At 65.6% G+C, this 15,320-nt stretch carries 16 protein-coding genes; 5 read left to right on the forward strand and 11 right to left on the reverse strand.

Going from position 1 to position 15,320, the window contains the following annotated elements; translation table 11 throughout:
• Positions 1-37: 37 nt before the first annotated feature.
• A complete protein-coding gene (locus JN302_RS09385; protein ID WP_202311652.1) occupies positions 38-325 on the forward strand; it encodes a hypothetical protein in 288 nt (95 codons plus the stop codon).
• A gap of 146 nt (positions 326-471) precedes the next feature.
• Here the strand turns inward: JN302_RS09385 and JN302_RS09390 are convergent, their stop codons facing one another.
• The 5 genes from JN302_RS09390 to JN302_RS09410 form a co-directional block, all read right to left on the reverse strand.
• Positions 472-1,833, reverse strand: a complete 1,362-nt coding sequence (locus tag JN302_RS09390; RefSeq protein WP_202332692.1) for a sensor histidine kinase — start codon at positions 1,831-1,833, stop codon at positions 472-474.
• Positions 1,820-2,497: a winged helix-turn-helix domain-containing protein gene (locus tag JN302_RS09395; RefSeq protein ID WP_202311659.1), complete on the reverse strand. Its 678-nt coding sequence runs from the start codon at positions 2,495-2,497 to the stop codon at positions 1,820-1,822. The genes JN302_RS09390 and JN302_RS09395 overlap by 14 nt, the downstream gene beginning before the upstream one ends.
• A 153-nt stretch (positions 2,498-2,650) precedes the next feature.
• On the reverse strand, positions 2,651-3,019 hold the full coding sequence (locus JN302_RS09400) for a hypothetical protein (RefSeq protein ID WP_202332693.1): 369 nt from the start codon (positions 3,017-3,019) through the stop codon (positions 2,651-2,653).
• 185 nt (positions 3,020-3,204) lie between these two features.
• Positions 3,205-3,603 carry a Cu(I)-responsive transcriptional regulator gene (cueR, locus tag JN302_RS09405; protein WP_202311664.1) on the reverse strand — a complete coding sequence of 133 codons (399 nt, stop codon included), beginning with the start codon at positions 3,601-3,603 and terminating at the stop codon, positions 3,205-3,207.
• Positions 3,604-3,776: 173 nt separating this feature from the next.
• Positions 3,777-3,974 carry a heavy-metal-associated domain-containing protein gene (locus JN302_RS09410; protein ID WP_202314656.1) on the reverse strand — a complete coding sequence of 66 codons (198 nt, stop codon included), beginning with the start codon at positions 3,972-3,974 and terminating at the stop codon, positions 3,777-3,779.
• A gap of 178 nt (positions 3,975-4,152) precedes the next feature.
• Here JN302_RS09410 and JN302_RS09415 point away from each other — a divergent pair, with 178 nt between their 5' ends.
• On the forward strand, positions 4,153-6,675 hold the full coding sequence (locus tag JN302_RS09415) for a heavy metal translocating P-type ATPase (RefSeq protein WP_202332694.1): 2,523 nt from the start codon (positions 4,153-4,155) through the stop codon (positions 6,673-6,675).
• Positions 6,676-6,773: 98 nt separating this feature from the next.
• Here JN302_RS09415 and JN302_RS09420 read toward each other — a convergent pair whose 3' ends face one another.
• Together JN302_RS09420 and JN302_RS39920 are read right to left on the reverse strand one after the other, a co-directional pair.
• Positions 6,774-7,016 carry a hypothetical protein gene (locus JN302_RS09420; RefSeq protein WP_202311668.1) on the reverse strand — a complete coding sequence of 81 codons (243 nt, stop codon included), beginning with the start codon at positions 7,014-7,016 and terminating at the stop codon, positions 6,774-6,776.
• Between the two features lie 12 nt (positions 7,017-7,028).
• On the reverse strand, positions 7,029-7,682 hold the full coding sequence (locus JN302_RS39920; RefSeq protein ID WP_202332695.1) for an ATP-binding protein: 654 nt from the start codon (positions 7,680-7,682) through the stop codon (positions 7,029-7,031).
• Between JN302_RS39920 and JN302_RS09430 the strand changes: the two genes are divergently transcribed.
• The gene (locus tag JN302_RS09430) at positions 7,681-8,253 is read left to right on the forward strand and encodes an HdeD family acid-resistance protein (RefSeq protein WP_202311671.1); all 573 of its coding nucleotides are present in this window, start codon (positions 7,681-7,683) and stop codon (positions 8,251-8,253) included. The two genes, JN302_RS39920 and JN302_RS09430, sit on opposite strands and share 2 nt — an antisense overlap.
• A 26-nt stretch (positions 8,254-8,279) precedes the next feature.
• Here JN302_RS09430 and JN302_RS09435 read toward each other — a convergent pair whose 3' ends face one another.
• A complete protein-coding gene (locus tag JN302_RS09435; protein WP_202332696.1) occupies positions 8,280-8,762 on the reverse strand; it encodes an Lrp/AsnC family transcriptional regulator in 483 nt (160 codons plus the stop codon).
• A 95-nt stretch (positions 8,763-8,857) separates the two neighbouring features.
• Between JN302_RS09435 and JN302_RS09440 the strand changes: the two genes are divergently transcribed.
• Positions 8,858-10,339: an aminotransferase class V-fold PLP-dependent enzyme gene (locus tag JN302_RS09440; RefSeq protein ID WP_202332697.1), complete on the forward strand. Its 1,482-nt coding sequence runs from the start codon at positions 8,858-8,860 to the stop codon at positions 10,337-10,339.
• Between the two features lie 222 nt (positions 10,340-10,561).
• Positions 10,562-11,083 carry a tetratricopeptide repeat protein gene (locus JN302_RS09445; RefSeq protein ID WP_202311678.1) on the forward strand — a complete coding sequence of 174 codons (522 nt, stop codon included), beginning with the start codon at positions 10,562-10,564 and terminating at the stop codon, positions 11,081-11,083.
• Positions 11,084-11,564: 481 nt separating this feature from the next.
• On the opposite strand, the gene lpdA is transcribed toward JN302_RS09445, so the two are convergent.
• From lpdA to JN302_RS09460, 3 genes are read right to left on the reverse strand one after another with little or no spacing between them, the layout of a single operon-like run.
• On the reverse strand, positions 11,565-12,962 hold the full coding sequence (lpdA, locus tag JN302_RS09450; protein WP_202334239.1) for a dihydrolipoyl dehydrogenase: 1,398 nt from the start codon (positions 12,960-12,962) through the stop codon (positions 11,565-11,567).
• A 33-nt stretch (positions 12,963-12,995) separates the two neighbouring features.
• Positions 12,996-14,300, reverse strand: a complete 1,305-nt coding sequence (locus JN302_RS09455) for a dihydrolipoamide acetyltransferase family protein (protein WP_202332698.1) — start codon at positions 14,298-14,300, stop codon at positions 12,996-12,998.
• Between the two features lie 4 nt (positions 14,301-14,304).
• Complete coding sequence (locus JN302_RS09460; RefSeq protein WP_202311680.1) at positions 14,305-15,318, reverse strand: alpha-ketoacid dehydrogenase subunit beta; 1,014 nt, start codon at positions 15,316-15,318, stop codon at positions 14,305-14,307.
• Positions 15,319-15,320 lie beyond the last annotated feature (2 nt).

Consider the following 15,320-nt stretch of genomic DNA (forward strand, 5'->3'; position numbering starts at 1 on the left):
CATCGATGCCTGCGAGCCGGCATCCAAGGAGAAACACATGAAATATCTCGTCATCGCCCTGTTGCTCGCCGTTCCCATGACGGCACGGCAGGCCCTAGCGCATCCTGCGGCGCGCCCCGGCGTCGAGGCCACGGCAAAGCGGATCGAAGCGATCATCCACGGCGAGGGGCGCCCCGGTGATGTTGTCGTGTCGGCGTCCGACCCGGCGGTGAGCTACAGGGTGCTGGAGAACGGGCTGATCAAACGAAGCAACGATCGTTTCGGAACCTCGGAGGTCCGCGGTCCTGTGCAGCGCTGGGACAGAAACCACCGGCACGCCCGGTGATCTCGCCGGAGATCACAAAGATGTAAGATCCGGGACAGGTCGTTCCAAGGAAATGCGAATAACGTCCCGGTCGCATCTCCAGTAGGGACGGTTCACCCCGACCCGAAACTACCCCGCCCGCGTATCTGACCGCGCGGGCGGGGCTTTTATTGACCCGATGTGAACAGGATGCGTACGACCAGTCCAGGATGGTTGTCGTCCAGCACGATCTGGGCGCCGTGGAAGTCGGCGACGGCCTTCACCAGACTTAGACCCAAGCCGGAGCCATCGGTCGTCCGGCTTTTCTCCAGCCGGTAGAAACGCTTGAAGACCTTCGCCCGCTCCGCTTCCGGTATGCCCGGACCGTCGTCGGCGATCGCAATCACGCATCTTCCCCCGGCAATCCCGCAACCCATGGTGACGACGGCGCCTTTGTCGGTATGCCTGATCGCATTGTCGAGGATATTTGCGCACATCTGCCGCAGGAGCTCGAAATCTCCTGTCACATCGAGGCCCTGCGAGCGATCTGTCTTCGGCAGGCGAAGCGAGCGTCCGCTATCCTCGATGATCGGCGTATAGATCTCGTGGAGTTCGTCCATCAGGGAGCAAAGGTCGATGCGCGAGATTTTTCCCTTGCGCGCGCCGGCTTCGATTTGGGAGATCCTCAGCAGCGCCTCGAAAGTGTCAGTGATCAGAGCGACTTCGTCGAGCGCATGATCCAAGATCGAGGCGACATCGGCGCCGCCGGTCGCGGCGTCGCGGGCTTGCTCCAGCAGCAGATAGAGCCGCGAGATCGGTGTCTTCAGATCGTGGGCGATGTCGGTCGTCACCTGACGCATCGCATTGACGCTGGATTCGAGCTGGGCGAGCGCGACGTTGATTTCCGCCGCGAGCATGTCGAGGTCGTCGCGCCGGCGAGAGATGGGCAGGCGGGTTGCGAGTTCGCCGGCGCCGACAGCCTTGGCCCTCGCGGAGAGCGCGGCGATGCGGCGACGTGTCCTGAAGGCCAGCAATGCACCTCCGCCCAGGCCCGATGCCAAAACGATCGCGGTCGCCCAGCCGAAGCTCACCAGCGCGATCTCGCGCAGCCTGTCGGTATCGTCGTAGCTGACGCCGACGATCAGGTCGAAGTCGCCGAGATTGCGGCGCAGGAGCCGATAGCTCGAGGGCATGGCGGGCTCGCTCGGAGGCGGCAGCGTCGAGAAGCCACGCGGTACGGATGGCGCCTCGACATTGCCGGCAAGCCGGGCACCGTTGTCCGACGTCAGTGCATAGACTGTTTCCTGTCCGCGGATCGCCGGCCCATGGTTGCCGATCATGGCGACGGCGCCGTCGATCCCTCTGGCATCATAGGCTGCCTCGATCTCGCGAAACCGCTCCGTCACGTGCGAATCCAGCCTTTCATAGAGGTAGGCGGCGACCATGTTGTAGGCGAAGATATTGGCGACCAGGAAAGACGCCAGGAACAGCATGACATAGAGGGCTGCAAGCCGGAACGCCGTGCTGCGCGCAATGCTAGCGGGGGGCATGAATGCTGTAGCCGGTGTTGCGGGTGGTGTGCAGCAACTGTACCCTGAAAGGCTTGTCGATCTTGGCGCGCAACCGACTGATATGCGTCTCGACGACCGTGCTCTGGGGGTCGAAATTGAAGTTCCAGACCCGCTCCAGCAGCATCGATCTGGTGAGGATGCGGCCTTCATTGCGCATCAGCAGTTCCAGCAAGGCGAATTCGCGTGGGAGGAGCTCGATTGTGTTGTCGCCCCGCCTGGCGATGCGACGGACGAGGTCCAGTTCGAGATCGGCCACCTGTAGGCGGACCCGCTCGTTGCTGAGCGGCGGGCGGCGGGCGAGCGCGTTAACCCTGGCCATGAGCTCGGAAAGGGCGAAGGGCTTGACCAGATAGTCGTCGGCGCCGGCCTCCAGCCCCTCGACCCGGTCATCGACGCCGCTCATCGAGGTGAGGAACAGGATCGGCAGCTTGCCGCCGGCGGCGCGCAGGCCGCGCACAAGGGAGAGGCCGTCAAGCCCCGGCAGCATCCGGTCCACGATCGCCAGATCGTAGGGTTCGCGGATGCCGACGGCCAGAGCGTCGCGGCCGTCCCTGACGACATCCGGCACATGGCCGGCGCCGGTCAGGCTTCTGGCGAGATATTGGCTGGTGCGTTCGTCGTCTTCGACAAGAAGGATGCGCATATCGGGAGCTTTCGATTCGGGATGACCGTGGAGAGTTCGCGGCAAGCGTCCTCGCGGCGGACGACGTCAGCCGCGCGAGGGCATCTCCGGTCTGTTGTCCTTAGGCTCGGGCTTGTCGGCTCGGCCTTGATGCGCCCTGTCGGCGCGGTCGGATCAGGCCACGAGCCTGGGTGGCCGGATCGGCGAGGCGTGCTCGGCCGACGGCAATTGCGGTGTCGGCGGCGGCGCGGGGCAGCCGCCGATCTGCGGTTGGATGGTGAGGTAGCCGACAAGCAGCGCTGCCGTCGGCGCGCAATGGACCTGGCAGTTTTGGTCCACGACCTTTCCGCTCTTGGCCGACACGCCGGCATGCTGCCCGCCCGCATCGATCGAAGCGGGTTCTGGGACGGGTGCGACCTGCAGCGCATCTGCCGCGATGGCGTTCCTGTCGCGTAAGGGTGCGTTCTCCGGGGTGTCATAAGGGCCGGGCTGGAGTGCCGACATCGTCAGGAACGCCAGGGCCAGGAGAATGCGCGCAAGCATCCCCCCGGTCCGCCGATGTCCTGTCGTCTCCTGCATAGCCCCTTCAGGCATCTGATTTGCTTGTACAAGTCAACCGCCGACGCCTGTCGACGGCGGCGCTGCGCGCATTTGTGATCGTGATCTCGACGATCTTTTCGGACTTGTAAGACTCATGAAAGACCGGGGTAAGGCCGCGGAGTCGCGCCTTACCGTGGCGCCTTGCCCCCCGAGAGGCCTTCGATGATCGGGCAGTCGGGCCGGTGGTCGCCATGGCAGCTGCTCACCAGCTCCTTCAGCATGTCGCGCAGCCCGATGAGTTCGGCTAGCTTCTTCTCGATCTCGTCGAGCTTGGCCTCCGCAACGGCTTTCACTTCGGCGCTTTCACGGGTCTTGTCGTCATAAAGGGAAAGCAGCTGGCGGCATTCCTCGACCGAGAAGCCGAGGCTGCGCGACCGCTTCAGGAACCGCAGCCGATGCACATCCGTCAGGGAGTAATCGCGATATCCGTTACCGGCCCGGTCGGCGGTGAGCAGGCCGATATCCTCGTAATAGCGGATCGTCTTGGGGGGGAGGCCCGATTTTTCCGCAGCCAGTCCGATGTTCATACACGTCTCCCTGCAATACCGGCTCCATAGCCCTTCCAGTCACTGGAAGCTCAAGTGCTTTGTGAGGGGTGCTACGTCCCCGGTCCGTTCGTTACCCGTCCATATAGTGTGGTCCCGTCGCGATTGCCCGGACGGCTGCCCGGGCTCGCATTTCCCGACCCTGGTGTCGCGTTTCACGCCGCCTTCGCGGGATAACCCGCCGCATCCATGGCCGCGGTGATTTTCGCCGCGTCCGCGGCCGAAGCGATGGTGACGGTCTGCGCCGGCAGGTCGATGGTGACCTCGGCGCCTGCGTCGACCGACTTCACCACCTTGGTGACGGTGCTCGCGCAATGGCCGCACGTCATGTCGGGCACGTTGAGTTTCAGCATTTCGATCTCCTGTTCTGTTGCCTGGCGCATGGCCACGTCGCAGCAAATGGGGTTTCCAGCAACTGGAGGGTCAAGGGAGAGCCGGGAAGAAAAATCCTGGTCGGTCTGTTGACCTTCCAATGACTGGAACCTCTACACCGCGTTCCGATCCAGATTCTTGGATGAGGGAACGAGACAGATGAATGCGCATTCTTCACCCGCTGCAGCACCGCAGAGCTTCCGCATCGAGGGCATGACTTGTGCGTCCTGCGTGCGCCGGGTCGAACGCGCGGTCGGCAACGTGCGGGGCGTGACACGTGCCGCAGTCAACCTCGCGACCGAATCGGCCGAGGTGACCTTCGACGGCGTCTCCCGGCCGAGCGACGTGATCGAAGCGATCCGGACAGCGGGTTACGAGGTCGCGATCGAGACGGCCGAGATCGGGATCGAGGGCATGACCTGCGCCTCCTGCGTGCGCCGGGTCGAACGCGCCATATCGGCCGTCCCGGGCGTCCTCCGGGCGTCGGTGAACCTCGCCACTGAACGGGCGACCCTGGAGGCCGCGGGGCCGGTACCCGTCGCGGCTGTCGAAGCTGCGATCGAGGGAGCCGGCTACCAGGCTCGCCGCATCGCCGCAGCCGATGGAGCCGCCGTGGATCCGAGGCAGGAGGCGAAGGACAAGGAACTGCTCAACCTCAAGCGTGACCTGCGTTTCGCCGGCGTGTTGACGCTTCCGATCTTCCTGCTGGAAATGGGGTCGCATGCCTATCCGCCGCTGCATCACTGGCTGTGGATGGCGATCGGCCGGGAGCGGCTCTATCTCGCCTATTTCCTGCTGGCGACGATCGTGCAGTTCGGCCCCGGCCTGCGCTTCTACAGGAAGGGCCTGCCCGCCTTGATGCGGCTCGCGCCGGAGATGAACGCTCTCGTCGTGCTGGGCTCTACCGCGGCCTGGGGCTATTCGGTCGTTGCGACATTTGCGCCGTCGATCCTGCCCGAGGGCACGGCCAATGTCTATTACGAGGCGTCCGCCGTCATCATCACGCTCATCCTGTTCGGCCGGTTCCTCGAGGCCAAGGCGAAGGGGCGCACCAGCGAGGCGATCAAGCGCCTGATGGGTCTGCAGGCGAAGTCGGCGCGCGTCGAGCGCGATTGCGCGTTCGTCGAGACACCGCTCGACGCGGTCCGAGCCGGCGACGTGATCCAGGTGCGGCCGGGCGACAAGGTGCCTGTCGACGGGTTGGTGCTCGGCGGTTCCTCCTTCATCGATGAATCCATGATCTCGGGCGAGCCCGTTCCCGTGGCCAAGGGCGAGGGCGACGAGGTCGTCGGCGGCACGATCAACAAGACGGGCAGCTTCACCTATCGCGCGACCAAGGTCGGGGCGGACACGCTGCTTGCCCAGATCATCCGGATGGTCGAGACAGCGCAAGGATCGAAGCTGCCGATCCAGGCGCTGGTCGACAAGGTGACGGCCTGGTTTGTGCCTGCCGTGATGGCGGCCGCCGCGATCACCTTCCTGGTATGGCTGTCCTTCGGTCCCGAGCCTGCGCTCACCTTCGCGCTCGTCAATGCCGTGGCGGTGCTGATCATCGCCTGCCCCTGCGCCATGGGGCTCGCCACCCCCGTCTCGATCATGGTCGGCACGGGCCGCGCCGCCGAGCTCGGTGTACTGTTCCGCAACGGCGAGGCCCTGCAGACGCTCAAGGGTGTCGAGGTGGTGGCGCTCGACAAGACGGGCACGCTGACGGAAGGCCGCCCGCTGCTGACCGATCTCGTGCCGGCGCCGGGCTTCGATCGCGAGCGGGTGCTGGCGCTCGTGGCATCGGTCGAGGGCCAGTCCGAGCATCCGGTGGCCTCGGCCATCGTCGCCGCCGCCAAGGCCGAGAGGCTGACCCTGCATTCGGTCGCGGAATTCGAGGCGGTTCCCGGCTACGGCGTCACGGCGGTCGTTGGCGGACACCGGATCGCGATCGGTGCCGACCGGTTCATGAGCCGACTCGGCGTCGACCCGGCTCCCTTGGCCGAACTGGCTCTTGCGTTCGGCCGCAAGGCGAAGACGCCGCTCTATGCGGCGCTCGACGGCCGACTGGCCGCAATCATCGCCGTGTCCGATCCCGTCAAGCCGACGACGCCGCAGGCGATCCGGGCGCTGCATGGGCTCGGCCTGAAGGTGGCGATGATCACCGGCGACAACAGGCGCACGGCCGAGGCGATCGCGGCGGAGCTCGGCATCGACGAGGTCGTGGCCGAGGTCCTGCCTGACGGCAAGGTCGAGGCGGTCAAGCGGCTGCGGGACCGCGGGCGGGCAGTCGCCTTTGTCGGCGACGGCATCAACGACGCGCCGGCGCTGGCCGAGGCGGATGTAGGCCTGGCGATCGGGACGGGCACAGACGTCGCGATCGAAAGCGCCGACGTCGTGCTGATGTCGGGCGATCTGAACGGCGTGACCAACGCGATCGCGCTGTCGAAAGCCACGATCGGCAATATCAGGCAGAACCTGTTCTGGGCCTTCGCCTACAATGCCGGCCTGATCCCGGTCGCGGCCGGTGTGCTCTACCCAATCGGCGGCACCTTGCTGTCGCCGATGCTGGCGGCCGGGGCGATGGCGCTATCGAGCGTCTTCGTGCTCGGCAATGCCCTGCGGCTGCGGCGCTTCAAGGCCCCGACCGCATCAGCGGGCGGCAACGAAACGGCAAAGCTGCGCGCCGTGGCCGCTTGATGGCCGCGTCGTTGAACCGGGAAGGCTCCGAGCGCGAGGACAGGAAACGCGGCGGCTCCGATCCCATCAGGGCCGCCGTTTCAGCGTTGAAGCCCGGATCAGCAGCGGGCCGTGTAAATGCGGCCATCCCGGCCACGGTACTGGCAATATCCGTTGCGCAGGTTGCGGACAAGCACACCGCCGACCGCGCCGGCCACGGCGCCGATCGCTGCTCCTTCGCCGCCGCCGGCGATGCCGCCGATGACAGCGCCCGCGGCGGTGCCCACGCTTATATCCCGCTCGGTCGTCGTGCAGCCGCTCAAAGCGGCGACAACGGCCAGTGCGGCGATGATTTTCTTCATGAGAAAGACTCCCTAACCACTTGCCTCGCCATTCCCCGAGTCACAATAGCGCAACCGTACCGAAAGTTGCACGCCGGTTCTGGAAAAATCGTAAAGAAAACAAGGTTCGAAAGCGAGATAGATCAGACCCCATTCCGGGTCGTCGGTGGGCGGCAGCAAGATGGCGGCCCCGAGGCCGATCCCGCCGTCGCGGTTGCGCAGCATGAGCCCGCCGCCTGACCGTTTCGCCGCGAGTTCGGCGATCGCCAGGCCGAGCCCCGTCCCGGCGGCGCTCCTGTGCCGTCCGCGATAGAAACGCCGGATGACGAGCGGCAAATCCTCTTCCGGAATTCCCGGTCCATCGTCCTCGACCATCACGCCGCAACCGTCGCGAACCGGACGCCAGGCGACGCTGCCACCGTTGGCCATGTGCTCGACCGCGTTCTCGTGGAGATTGCGCAAGGCGAGCTTCAGTATGTCCCGAATGGCCCGCAGCTTCAGGGCGTTAAGGCGATAGGGATGACGCGGTCCTATACGCCGCCATGTGATCGCTCGACGGAAGGATCGGCGGCAATGGTGGCGGCCCGCGCCTTCCCCGGAGCTTTGCCGACGCAAAGGATGCTTGCAGCCCGACCCGTTTGGGGCAATGCTGCCGCAAGGTAAACCGGAACTGCAGGAGGCGGGCATGTCGATTTCGGTGGATGCGGCGGCGGAAGTCTTTCGCGAGGCGATGCGCCAGGCCGTGAAGCGTCATTCGCTCTGGTATCTCATCCAGGGCGCGCTTCTGGTCGTAGCCGGGGTACTGGCGATCATCTATCCCGTCATCTCGTCGGTCGCGGTCGTCGTGCTGCTCGGCTGGCTGCTGATCCTGAGCGGCGTCATTCAGGGCTTCGGCCTGATCGGGGCCGGTCAGGTGCCGCATTTCTGGTTGCAGCTCATTTCCGTCATCCTCGCCGTACTGATCGGCTTCCTTTTCCTGCGCGATCCCGAGCAGGGGCTGGTGACGGTCACGCTGCTCCTGATCGTGTTCTTCATGATCGAGGGCATGTCGAAGGTCGTCTTCGCCCTCACCATCCGGCCTTTCCCGAACTGGGGCTGGGTCCTTGCGAGCGGGCTCGTCGGCATCGCCCTGTCGATCATCCTCCTGGCCAGCATGCCGGTGACGGCGATGTGGCTGATCGGGCTGCTGCTCGGCCTGCAACTCGTCAGCGTGGGCGCCTCCATCGCCTATCTTGCCTGGCAGGTCCGCAAGAGCTGAACCGCCAGCCGGCGGACCAAGGGCGCTCAGCGCAGGCGAGCGAGATCCGCCGGCCGGTTGTCGATGATGGCTTCCATCGAGAAGAAGCCCGTGACCGTGGCCAGGTCGAAATTGGTGATGAGCTTCTGGTAGAAGCCGTCATAACCAGACATGCCGCGCGTCACGACCTTGATCAGGTAATCCCAGTCGCCGCCGATCCGGTAGAAATCGATCACCTCTGGCAGCCGCTCCACATGCTTGCGGAAATTGTCCGCCCATTCCTTGGAATGGTGGCGTGTCCGGATCATGACGAAGACGGTCAGGTCGAAGCCGAGCGCGGTGAGATCGACATCGGCGCGCGAGCCGCGGATCAGGCCGCTCTCGTTCAGCCGCCGCAGGCGACGCCAGCAGGCGTTTTGTGACAACCCCACCTGATCGGCCAGGTCCCGCTGGGAGATCGCACTGTCGCGTTGCAGGCAGGTAAGGATCCTTAGATCGATTGCATCGATCCTTGTGATTTTCTCGATCATATGACCCATAATGGCCGAAAAATTGCATGAAGTCGATGTCATTTCACCGCGCAAAACCGAATAGAATCTCCCTGGCATTTCCCGGGAGAGAAACGATGCGCATGACGCAACAGGGCCAAGCCGGCACGGCCGGCCTGCTGCAGGGTTTCAGCCGCGACCTTCTGTCCGACGACACGATTGCGGCGCTGCAGGCCGGACTGATCGGCCGGAACGTGTCGATCGACGGTGCGTTCGGCCGAAAGCCTCTCGTCTATGCCGACTACGTCGCCTCAGGGCGGGCGCTCGCCCAGGTCGAACGGTTCGTGCTGGAGGAGGTGCTGCCCTTCTACGCCAACAGCCACACGGAGGCTTCTTATTGCGGGGGCTTCATGACACGGCTTCGCCGGGAGGCCCGCGCAGCCATCGCCCACTGCTGCGGAGCAAGTGCGGAGCATGCGGTAATCTTCGCGGGCTCGGGCGCCACCGCCGGCATCAACCGCCTCGTGACGCTGTTCGGCCTGGCCGACGCCGTGGCCGCGGGCAAGCGAGCCCGTGTGATCATCGGCCCTTATGAGCACCACTCGAACATCCTGCCCTGGCGGGAAAGCGGCGCCACAGTGATCGAGATCGCCGAGGGCCCGGACGGGGGGCCGGATCTCGTCGGTCTCGGCGAGGCGCTGCGGCAGCCGGCCGATCTCACGGTCTGCGCCTTCTCGGCCGCGTCCAATGTGACGGGGATCGTCACCAATGTCGCCGCGGTCACCCGGCTGGCGAAGGCGTCGGGCGCCAGGGTCGTCTGGGACTACGCCGGCGCCGGGCCCTATCTGCCGATCGCCATGTCGCCCAGGCCTGGCGTTGAGATCGACGCGGTCGTCGTCTCGCCGCACAAATTCATCGGCGGCCCCGGCGCGTCGGGTGTGCTGATCCTGCGCCGCGACGCGGTCGTGGCCACCAAGCCATCCTGGCCGGGCGGCGGCACCGTGAAGTTCGTCTCGCCGACCGCTCATGACTACAGCGACAGTGTCGAGGCTCGGGAGGAAGCCGGCACGCCGAATGTCGTCGGCGACATCCGTGCCGCGCTCGCCTTCCTGGTCAAGGACGCGATCGGCGTCGACACGATGCGCAAGCGCAATGCCGAACTTGCCGCTCGCGCATTCGAGGCCTGGCGCGGCGTGAAGCAGCTCGAACTGCTCGGACCATCATCTCCGGACAGGCTGCCCATCTTTTCGTTCCGCGTCGGCAACGGCAAGGGCGGCCATGTGCATCAGCAACTCGTCACCCGCATGCTGAGCGATCGTTTCGGCATCCAGGCGCGCGGCGGCTGTGCCTGCGCTGGGCCCTATGTCCATCGGCTGCTGGGCATCGGACCAGCGGATTCGGAGCGCATGCGCCAAGCCATCCTGGCCCGCGACGAGATCGCCAAGCCGGGCTTCACGCGACTGAATTTCAGCGTGCTTCTCCCCGACGACAAGGTGGAGTTCATACTGGCCTCGGTCGCCGCGCTCGCAAGCGACGCCACGCTCTTCGAGGCGTGCTACGAATTCGATCCCGGCCGCGCGATCTTCTTTCCGCGCGCTGCCGGGAACGCGGCGGCCTGAGCCATGGCGAGACCCGACATCGCGACGGCAGGGGCCACCTGAAGTTCCACTGAATTCGCAGCGGGGGCTGCCTGGGGATGGCCTCTCCCCTGCCGGTGCGCCGGCATTCGATGCCCCTCCGGCACAGACCTCCCCGAATCGCCGCAATTTGTGGTAGCTTCGGGAAGAAATCGGCGGCCGGTGCCGTTGATCCGACCGTGCATGCCATAGAAGGAGGACCGAATGAATGCCCGCCTGATCACGAGCCTCGCCTTCCTGCTCGCCGCCTCGCCTGCTTTCGCCGCCGGCGGTGGCGGCAGTTCCGAGCCGGCGCCCGTCCCGAAATGCGAAGGCGGGAAGGTCTGGGACAAGAACAGGAAGAAATGCGTCAGCAAGCAGAGCCAGCTCGGCAACGACAGCATTTATGAGACGGGACGTTCGCTTGCCATGCAGGGGCGGTATGGCGAGGCCATCGAAATCCTCAGCCTGGCCGCCGACAAGTCCGATCCGCGTATCCTCAACTATCTCGGCTATTCGCATCGCAAGCAAGGCCGCGTGCTCGTCGGCCTCGGCTATTACGAGGAGGCGCTGCGCGTCGACCCGGACTACACGCTGGTACGCGAATATATGGGCGAGGCCCATCTCCAACTCGGCGACGTGACGGCGGCACGCAAGCAACTGGCGGAGATCGAGAAGCGCTGCGGCAAGGGCTGCGCCGAATATGCCGAGCTCGCCCGCCAGATCGACGCCCATGTGAAGGGCTGAGGGCACGTCCTGCGACGATTGCGCTGCCCCTCATCCGCCTGCCGGCACCTTCTCCCCGCATGCGGGGAGAAGGTGCCGGCAGGCGGATGAGGGGCCCAGCACGGTGTAAACGAATCCGTTATCCAACTGAAACAAAACGGATTTCAGAGGCACTTTCACGGTAGGCCAACGTCACAGGCGATTCGGTGTTCAGAGCTTTGACGTGGTGCAGGAGGCGTCCCAAGGTGCCGATCGGCGCACCAATTCCGCAATCTCGGGCACGGGAACGCCCGGCCCATCGGTTCGCTGCATAAAGTCGTGAAACCCGCAGTGGCTCATCTCCACGATGCGGAATTGTATCGTCACCTCTTCCGGCAACGATTTTCCCTCTTTGACCCTTGGTATCGAAAGGCTCCTGCCATGTCTCGTGTCAGAGCTTAACTCGAAACGAGGCGGACGCCACCATGGCTACCCGGCACCTCAACGAATTGACTGCACACCCTCAGATATGCAGTGCATGCCCCAGCGTCCGCAGCGCCGCTTCCTGAAACGCCTCGCCCATTGTCGGATGGGCGTGGATCGTGCCGGCGATGTCCTCCAGCCTTGCGCCCATCTCGATGGCGAGGCCGAAGGCCGTCGACAGTTCCGAGACGCCCTGGCCGACCGCCTGGATGCCCAGAACCAGATGGTTGTCGGCGCGTGCCACGACACGGACGAAACCGTCCTCGCCGAGCCGTGTCATGGCGCGGCCATTGGCCTGGAACGGAAACAGGCCGGTCTTGATCTCGCGGCTCGACTTCTTCGCCTCGTCGGGCGAGAGGCCGACCGACAGGATTTCCGGATCGGTGAAGCAGATCGCCGGGATGGCGCGCTTGTCCCAGCTGCGCCTATGGCCGGCGACGATCTCGGCCACCATCTCGCCCTGCGCCATTGCCCGATGCGCCAGCATCGGCTCGCCGGTGACGTCGCCGATTGCATAGATGCCGCGCATCGAGGTCCTGCACTGGTCGTCGATCCGGATGAACCTGCCTGCCATGTCGAGCTCGATCTCCTCGCGACCCCAGCCTTCGGTCACCGGCTTGCGTCCGACGGTGACCAGGATCTTTTCGGCTGCGAGCTTCTTCTCGGCGCCGTCCGCCGTCTCGACGACCAGCGCATCGCCCTTCGTCGAAAGTCCCTTCGCCCTGGCGCCGGTCAGCACGTCGATGCCGAGCTCGGCAAGGCGTTTCGACACGGGCCGCGTCAGCTCGGCATCGTATAGCGGCAGAACCTTGCCTTCGGCCTCGACCACCGCAACTTTCGCGCCGAGCTTGGCGAAGGCGATGCCGAGTTCCAGGCCGATATAGCCGCCGCCGACCACGGTGAGCCGCTCGGGAACCTTGGTCAGCGCCAGGGCATCGGTCGACGAGATCACCGGTCCGCCGAAGGGCAGGGCGGGAAGCTCGACCGGGGCGGAACCGGTGGCGATCACCACCGCCTCGGCGCGGATCACCTGCTGGCCGATCTCGGTCTCGACCTCGACCGTCTTGCCGTCGCGAAACCTGGCGTGGCCGTCGACGATCTTGACCTTGGCCTTCTTCAGGAGGCCGGACACGCCGGTGTTGAGGCGCCCGACGATCCCGTCCTTCCATGCGATGGTCCTGGGAAAGTCGAGGGTCGGCTGGGTGACCGAGATGCCGAGCGGGCTCTTGGCGTGGCCGGCATGGACGACCTTCTCGAATTCCTCTGCCGCGTGGATCAGGGCCTTGGAGGGGATGCAGCCGACATTGAGGCAGGTACCGCCGGGCTTCTGGAAGTCGACGATGACGGTATCGACGCCGAGCTGGCCGGCGCGGATGGCCGTGACATAGCCGCCCGGGCCAGCGCCGATGACCAGCAACTTGCAGGAGATTTCCTTCATCATCCCCGATCTCCGTTCCACGCGGCGTCCAAATCAATCATCCACGAAAATCAGTGCCGGCGCTTCCAGCAGCGTCTTCAGCCGCTGGACGAAGACAGCGGCGTCCCAACCATCGACCACGCGATGGTCGAAGCTCGACGAGAGGTTCATCATCTTGCGCGGAATGAAGGACGAGCCGTCCCAGACCGGCCGCACCATGATCTTGTTGACGCCGACGATGGCGACCTCGGGGTGGTTGATGACCGGCGTGGTGGCGACACCTCCCATGGCGCCGAGCGAGGTGATGGTGATGGTCGAGCCGGTGAGTTCTTCCCGTGTCGCGGTGCCGGCCTTTGCCGCCTCGGCGAGACGGTTGACCTCGGTGCCGCAGTCCCAGATGTCCCGTGCCTCGGCATGCTTCACCACCGGGACCACCAGTCCGGACGGCGTCTGCGCGGCGATGCCGATATGGACGCCCCCGTGACGGTAGACGATACCCGCCTCGTCGTCGAACAAGGCGTTGATCCCAGGCTGCTCGGCGATCGCCTTGACCATGGCCCGCATCAGGAAGGGCAACAGGGTCAGCTTCGGCCGGTCCTGGCGCTTGTCCTTGTTCAGCGTGGCGCGCAGTTCCTCGAGCGCGGTGACGTCGACCTCCTCTATATAGGTGATGTGCGGAATGCGCGTCTTCGCCAGCGCCATCTTCTCGGCGATGCGTCGGCGCATGCCGACCATCTTGATCTCTTCGACGCTGTTGTTTTCCGCCAGCCGCGCCGGCGCCCGGGCGGTCTGCGGGCCCTGCCGCAGGAAGGCGTCGAGGTCGTCATGGCCGATGCGGCCGGCAGGGCCGGTTCCGGGCACCTGCCGCAGGTCGATGCCGGCCTCCTTGGCGCGCAGCCGGACCGCAGGTGAGGCGAGCGGTTTCTCGCCTTCGGCGCGGGGTGCTGCGGCCGGAGCGGCGAGCCGCGCGGGGGCTTTCTCCAGTGCCGGGATCTCGGGTCTGGCCGTCGGCGTCGCGGCGGCGACCGGCGTTGGCGCTGCGATCGGCTCGGCTGGCGCGGCTGCTGACGGCTTCGCTGCCGTGGGTGCGGACGGCTCGGGCGCGGCATTGCCTTCGCCCTCGACCTTGAGCCTGAGCAATGGCGACCCGACCGCGACCGTGTCGCCGATCTCGGCGCCCAGCCACAGGATCTCGCCGTCGACCGGCGACGGGATCTCCACGGTCGCCTTGTCGGTCATCACTGCGGCAAGCACGCTGTCTTCGCGCACCAGGTCGCCGACCTTGACGTGCCATTCGACAAGCTCGGCCTCCGCGACGCCCTCGCCGACGTCGGGGAGTTTTATGACGTGTTCGCCCATTCCGTCAGACTCCCATGGTATCGAGCAAGGCGCGGCCGAGACGGGCCGGGCCGGGGAAATAGTCCCATTCCTGCGCATGCGGATAGGGCGTGTCCCATCCCGTGACCCGTGCCACCGGCGCCTCGAGATGGAAGAAGCAATGCTCCTGGACGAGAGCGGCAAGTTCGGCGCCGAAGCCCGACGTCAACGTCGCTTCGTGCACGACGACGCAGCGTCCCGTCTTCTTCACCGAAGCCACGATCGTCTCCAGGTCCAGCGGGAGGAGGGTGCGCAGGTCGATCACCTCGGCATCGATGCCGGTTTCCTGCGCCGCCGCCTCGGCGACATAGACCATGGTGCCGTAGGCCAGGATCGTCATGGCGGTGCCCGGCCGGCGGATCGCCGCCTTGCCGAGCGGCACGGTGAAGTGGCCGTCCGGGACCTCGCCCAGGGCATGCTTCGACCAGGGCGTGACCGGCCTGTCGTGATGGCCATCGAAGGGGCCGTTGTAAAGGCGCTTGGGCTCGAGGAAGATGACAGGGTCCGGGTCCTCGATCGCCGATATCAGCAGGCCCTTCGCGTCGTGCGGATTGGAGGGCACGACCGTCTTCAGGCCGGAGACATGGGTGAAAAGCGCTTCCGGGCTCTGGCTGTGGGTCTGGCCGCCGAAGATGCCGCCGCCGGCGGGCATGCGGATGACGATCGGACAGGTGAACTGGCCGTTGGAACGATAGCGCAGCCGGGCCGCTTCCGAAACGATCTGGTCGTAGGCGGGATAGACATAGTCGGCGAACTGCACCTCGATGCAGGGCTTCAGCCCGTAGGCGGCCATGCCGATCGCCGTGCCGACGATGCCGAGCTCGCTGATCGGCGTGTCGAAGCAGCGCGTCTTGCCGTATTTCGCCTGCAGGCCCTGGGTGCAGCGGAAGACGCCGCCGAAATAGCCGACGTCCTCGCCGAAAACGACGACATCGTCATCGCGGCCCATCATGACGTCCATGGCGTCGCGGATCGCCTCGATCATTGTCTTGCGCGGCATCG

Source organism: Mesorhizobium sp. L-8-3 (assembly GCF_016756615.1).
Lineage (GTDB): Bacteria > Pseudomonadota > Alphaproteobacteria > Rhizobiales > Rhizobiaceae.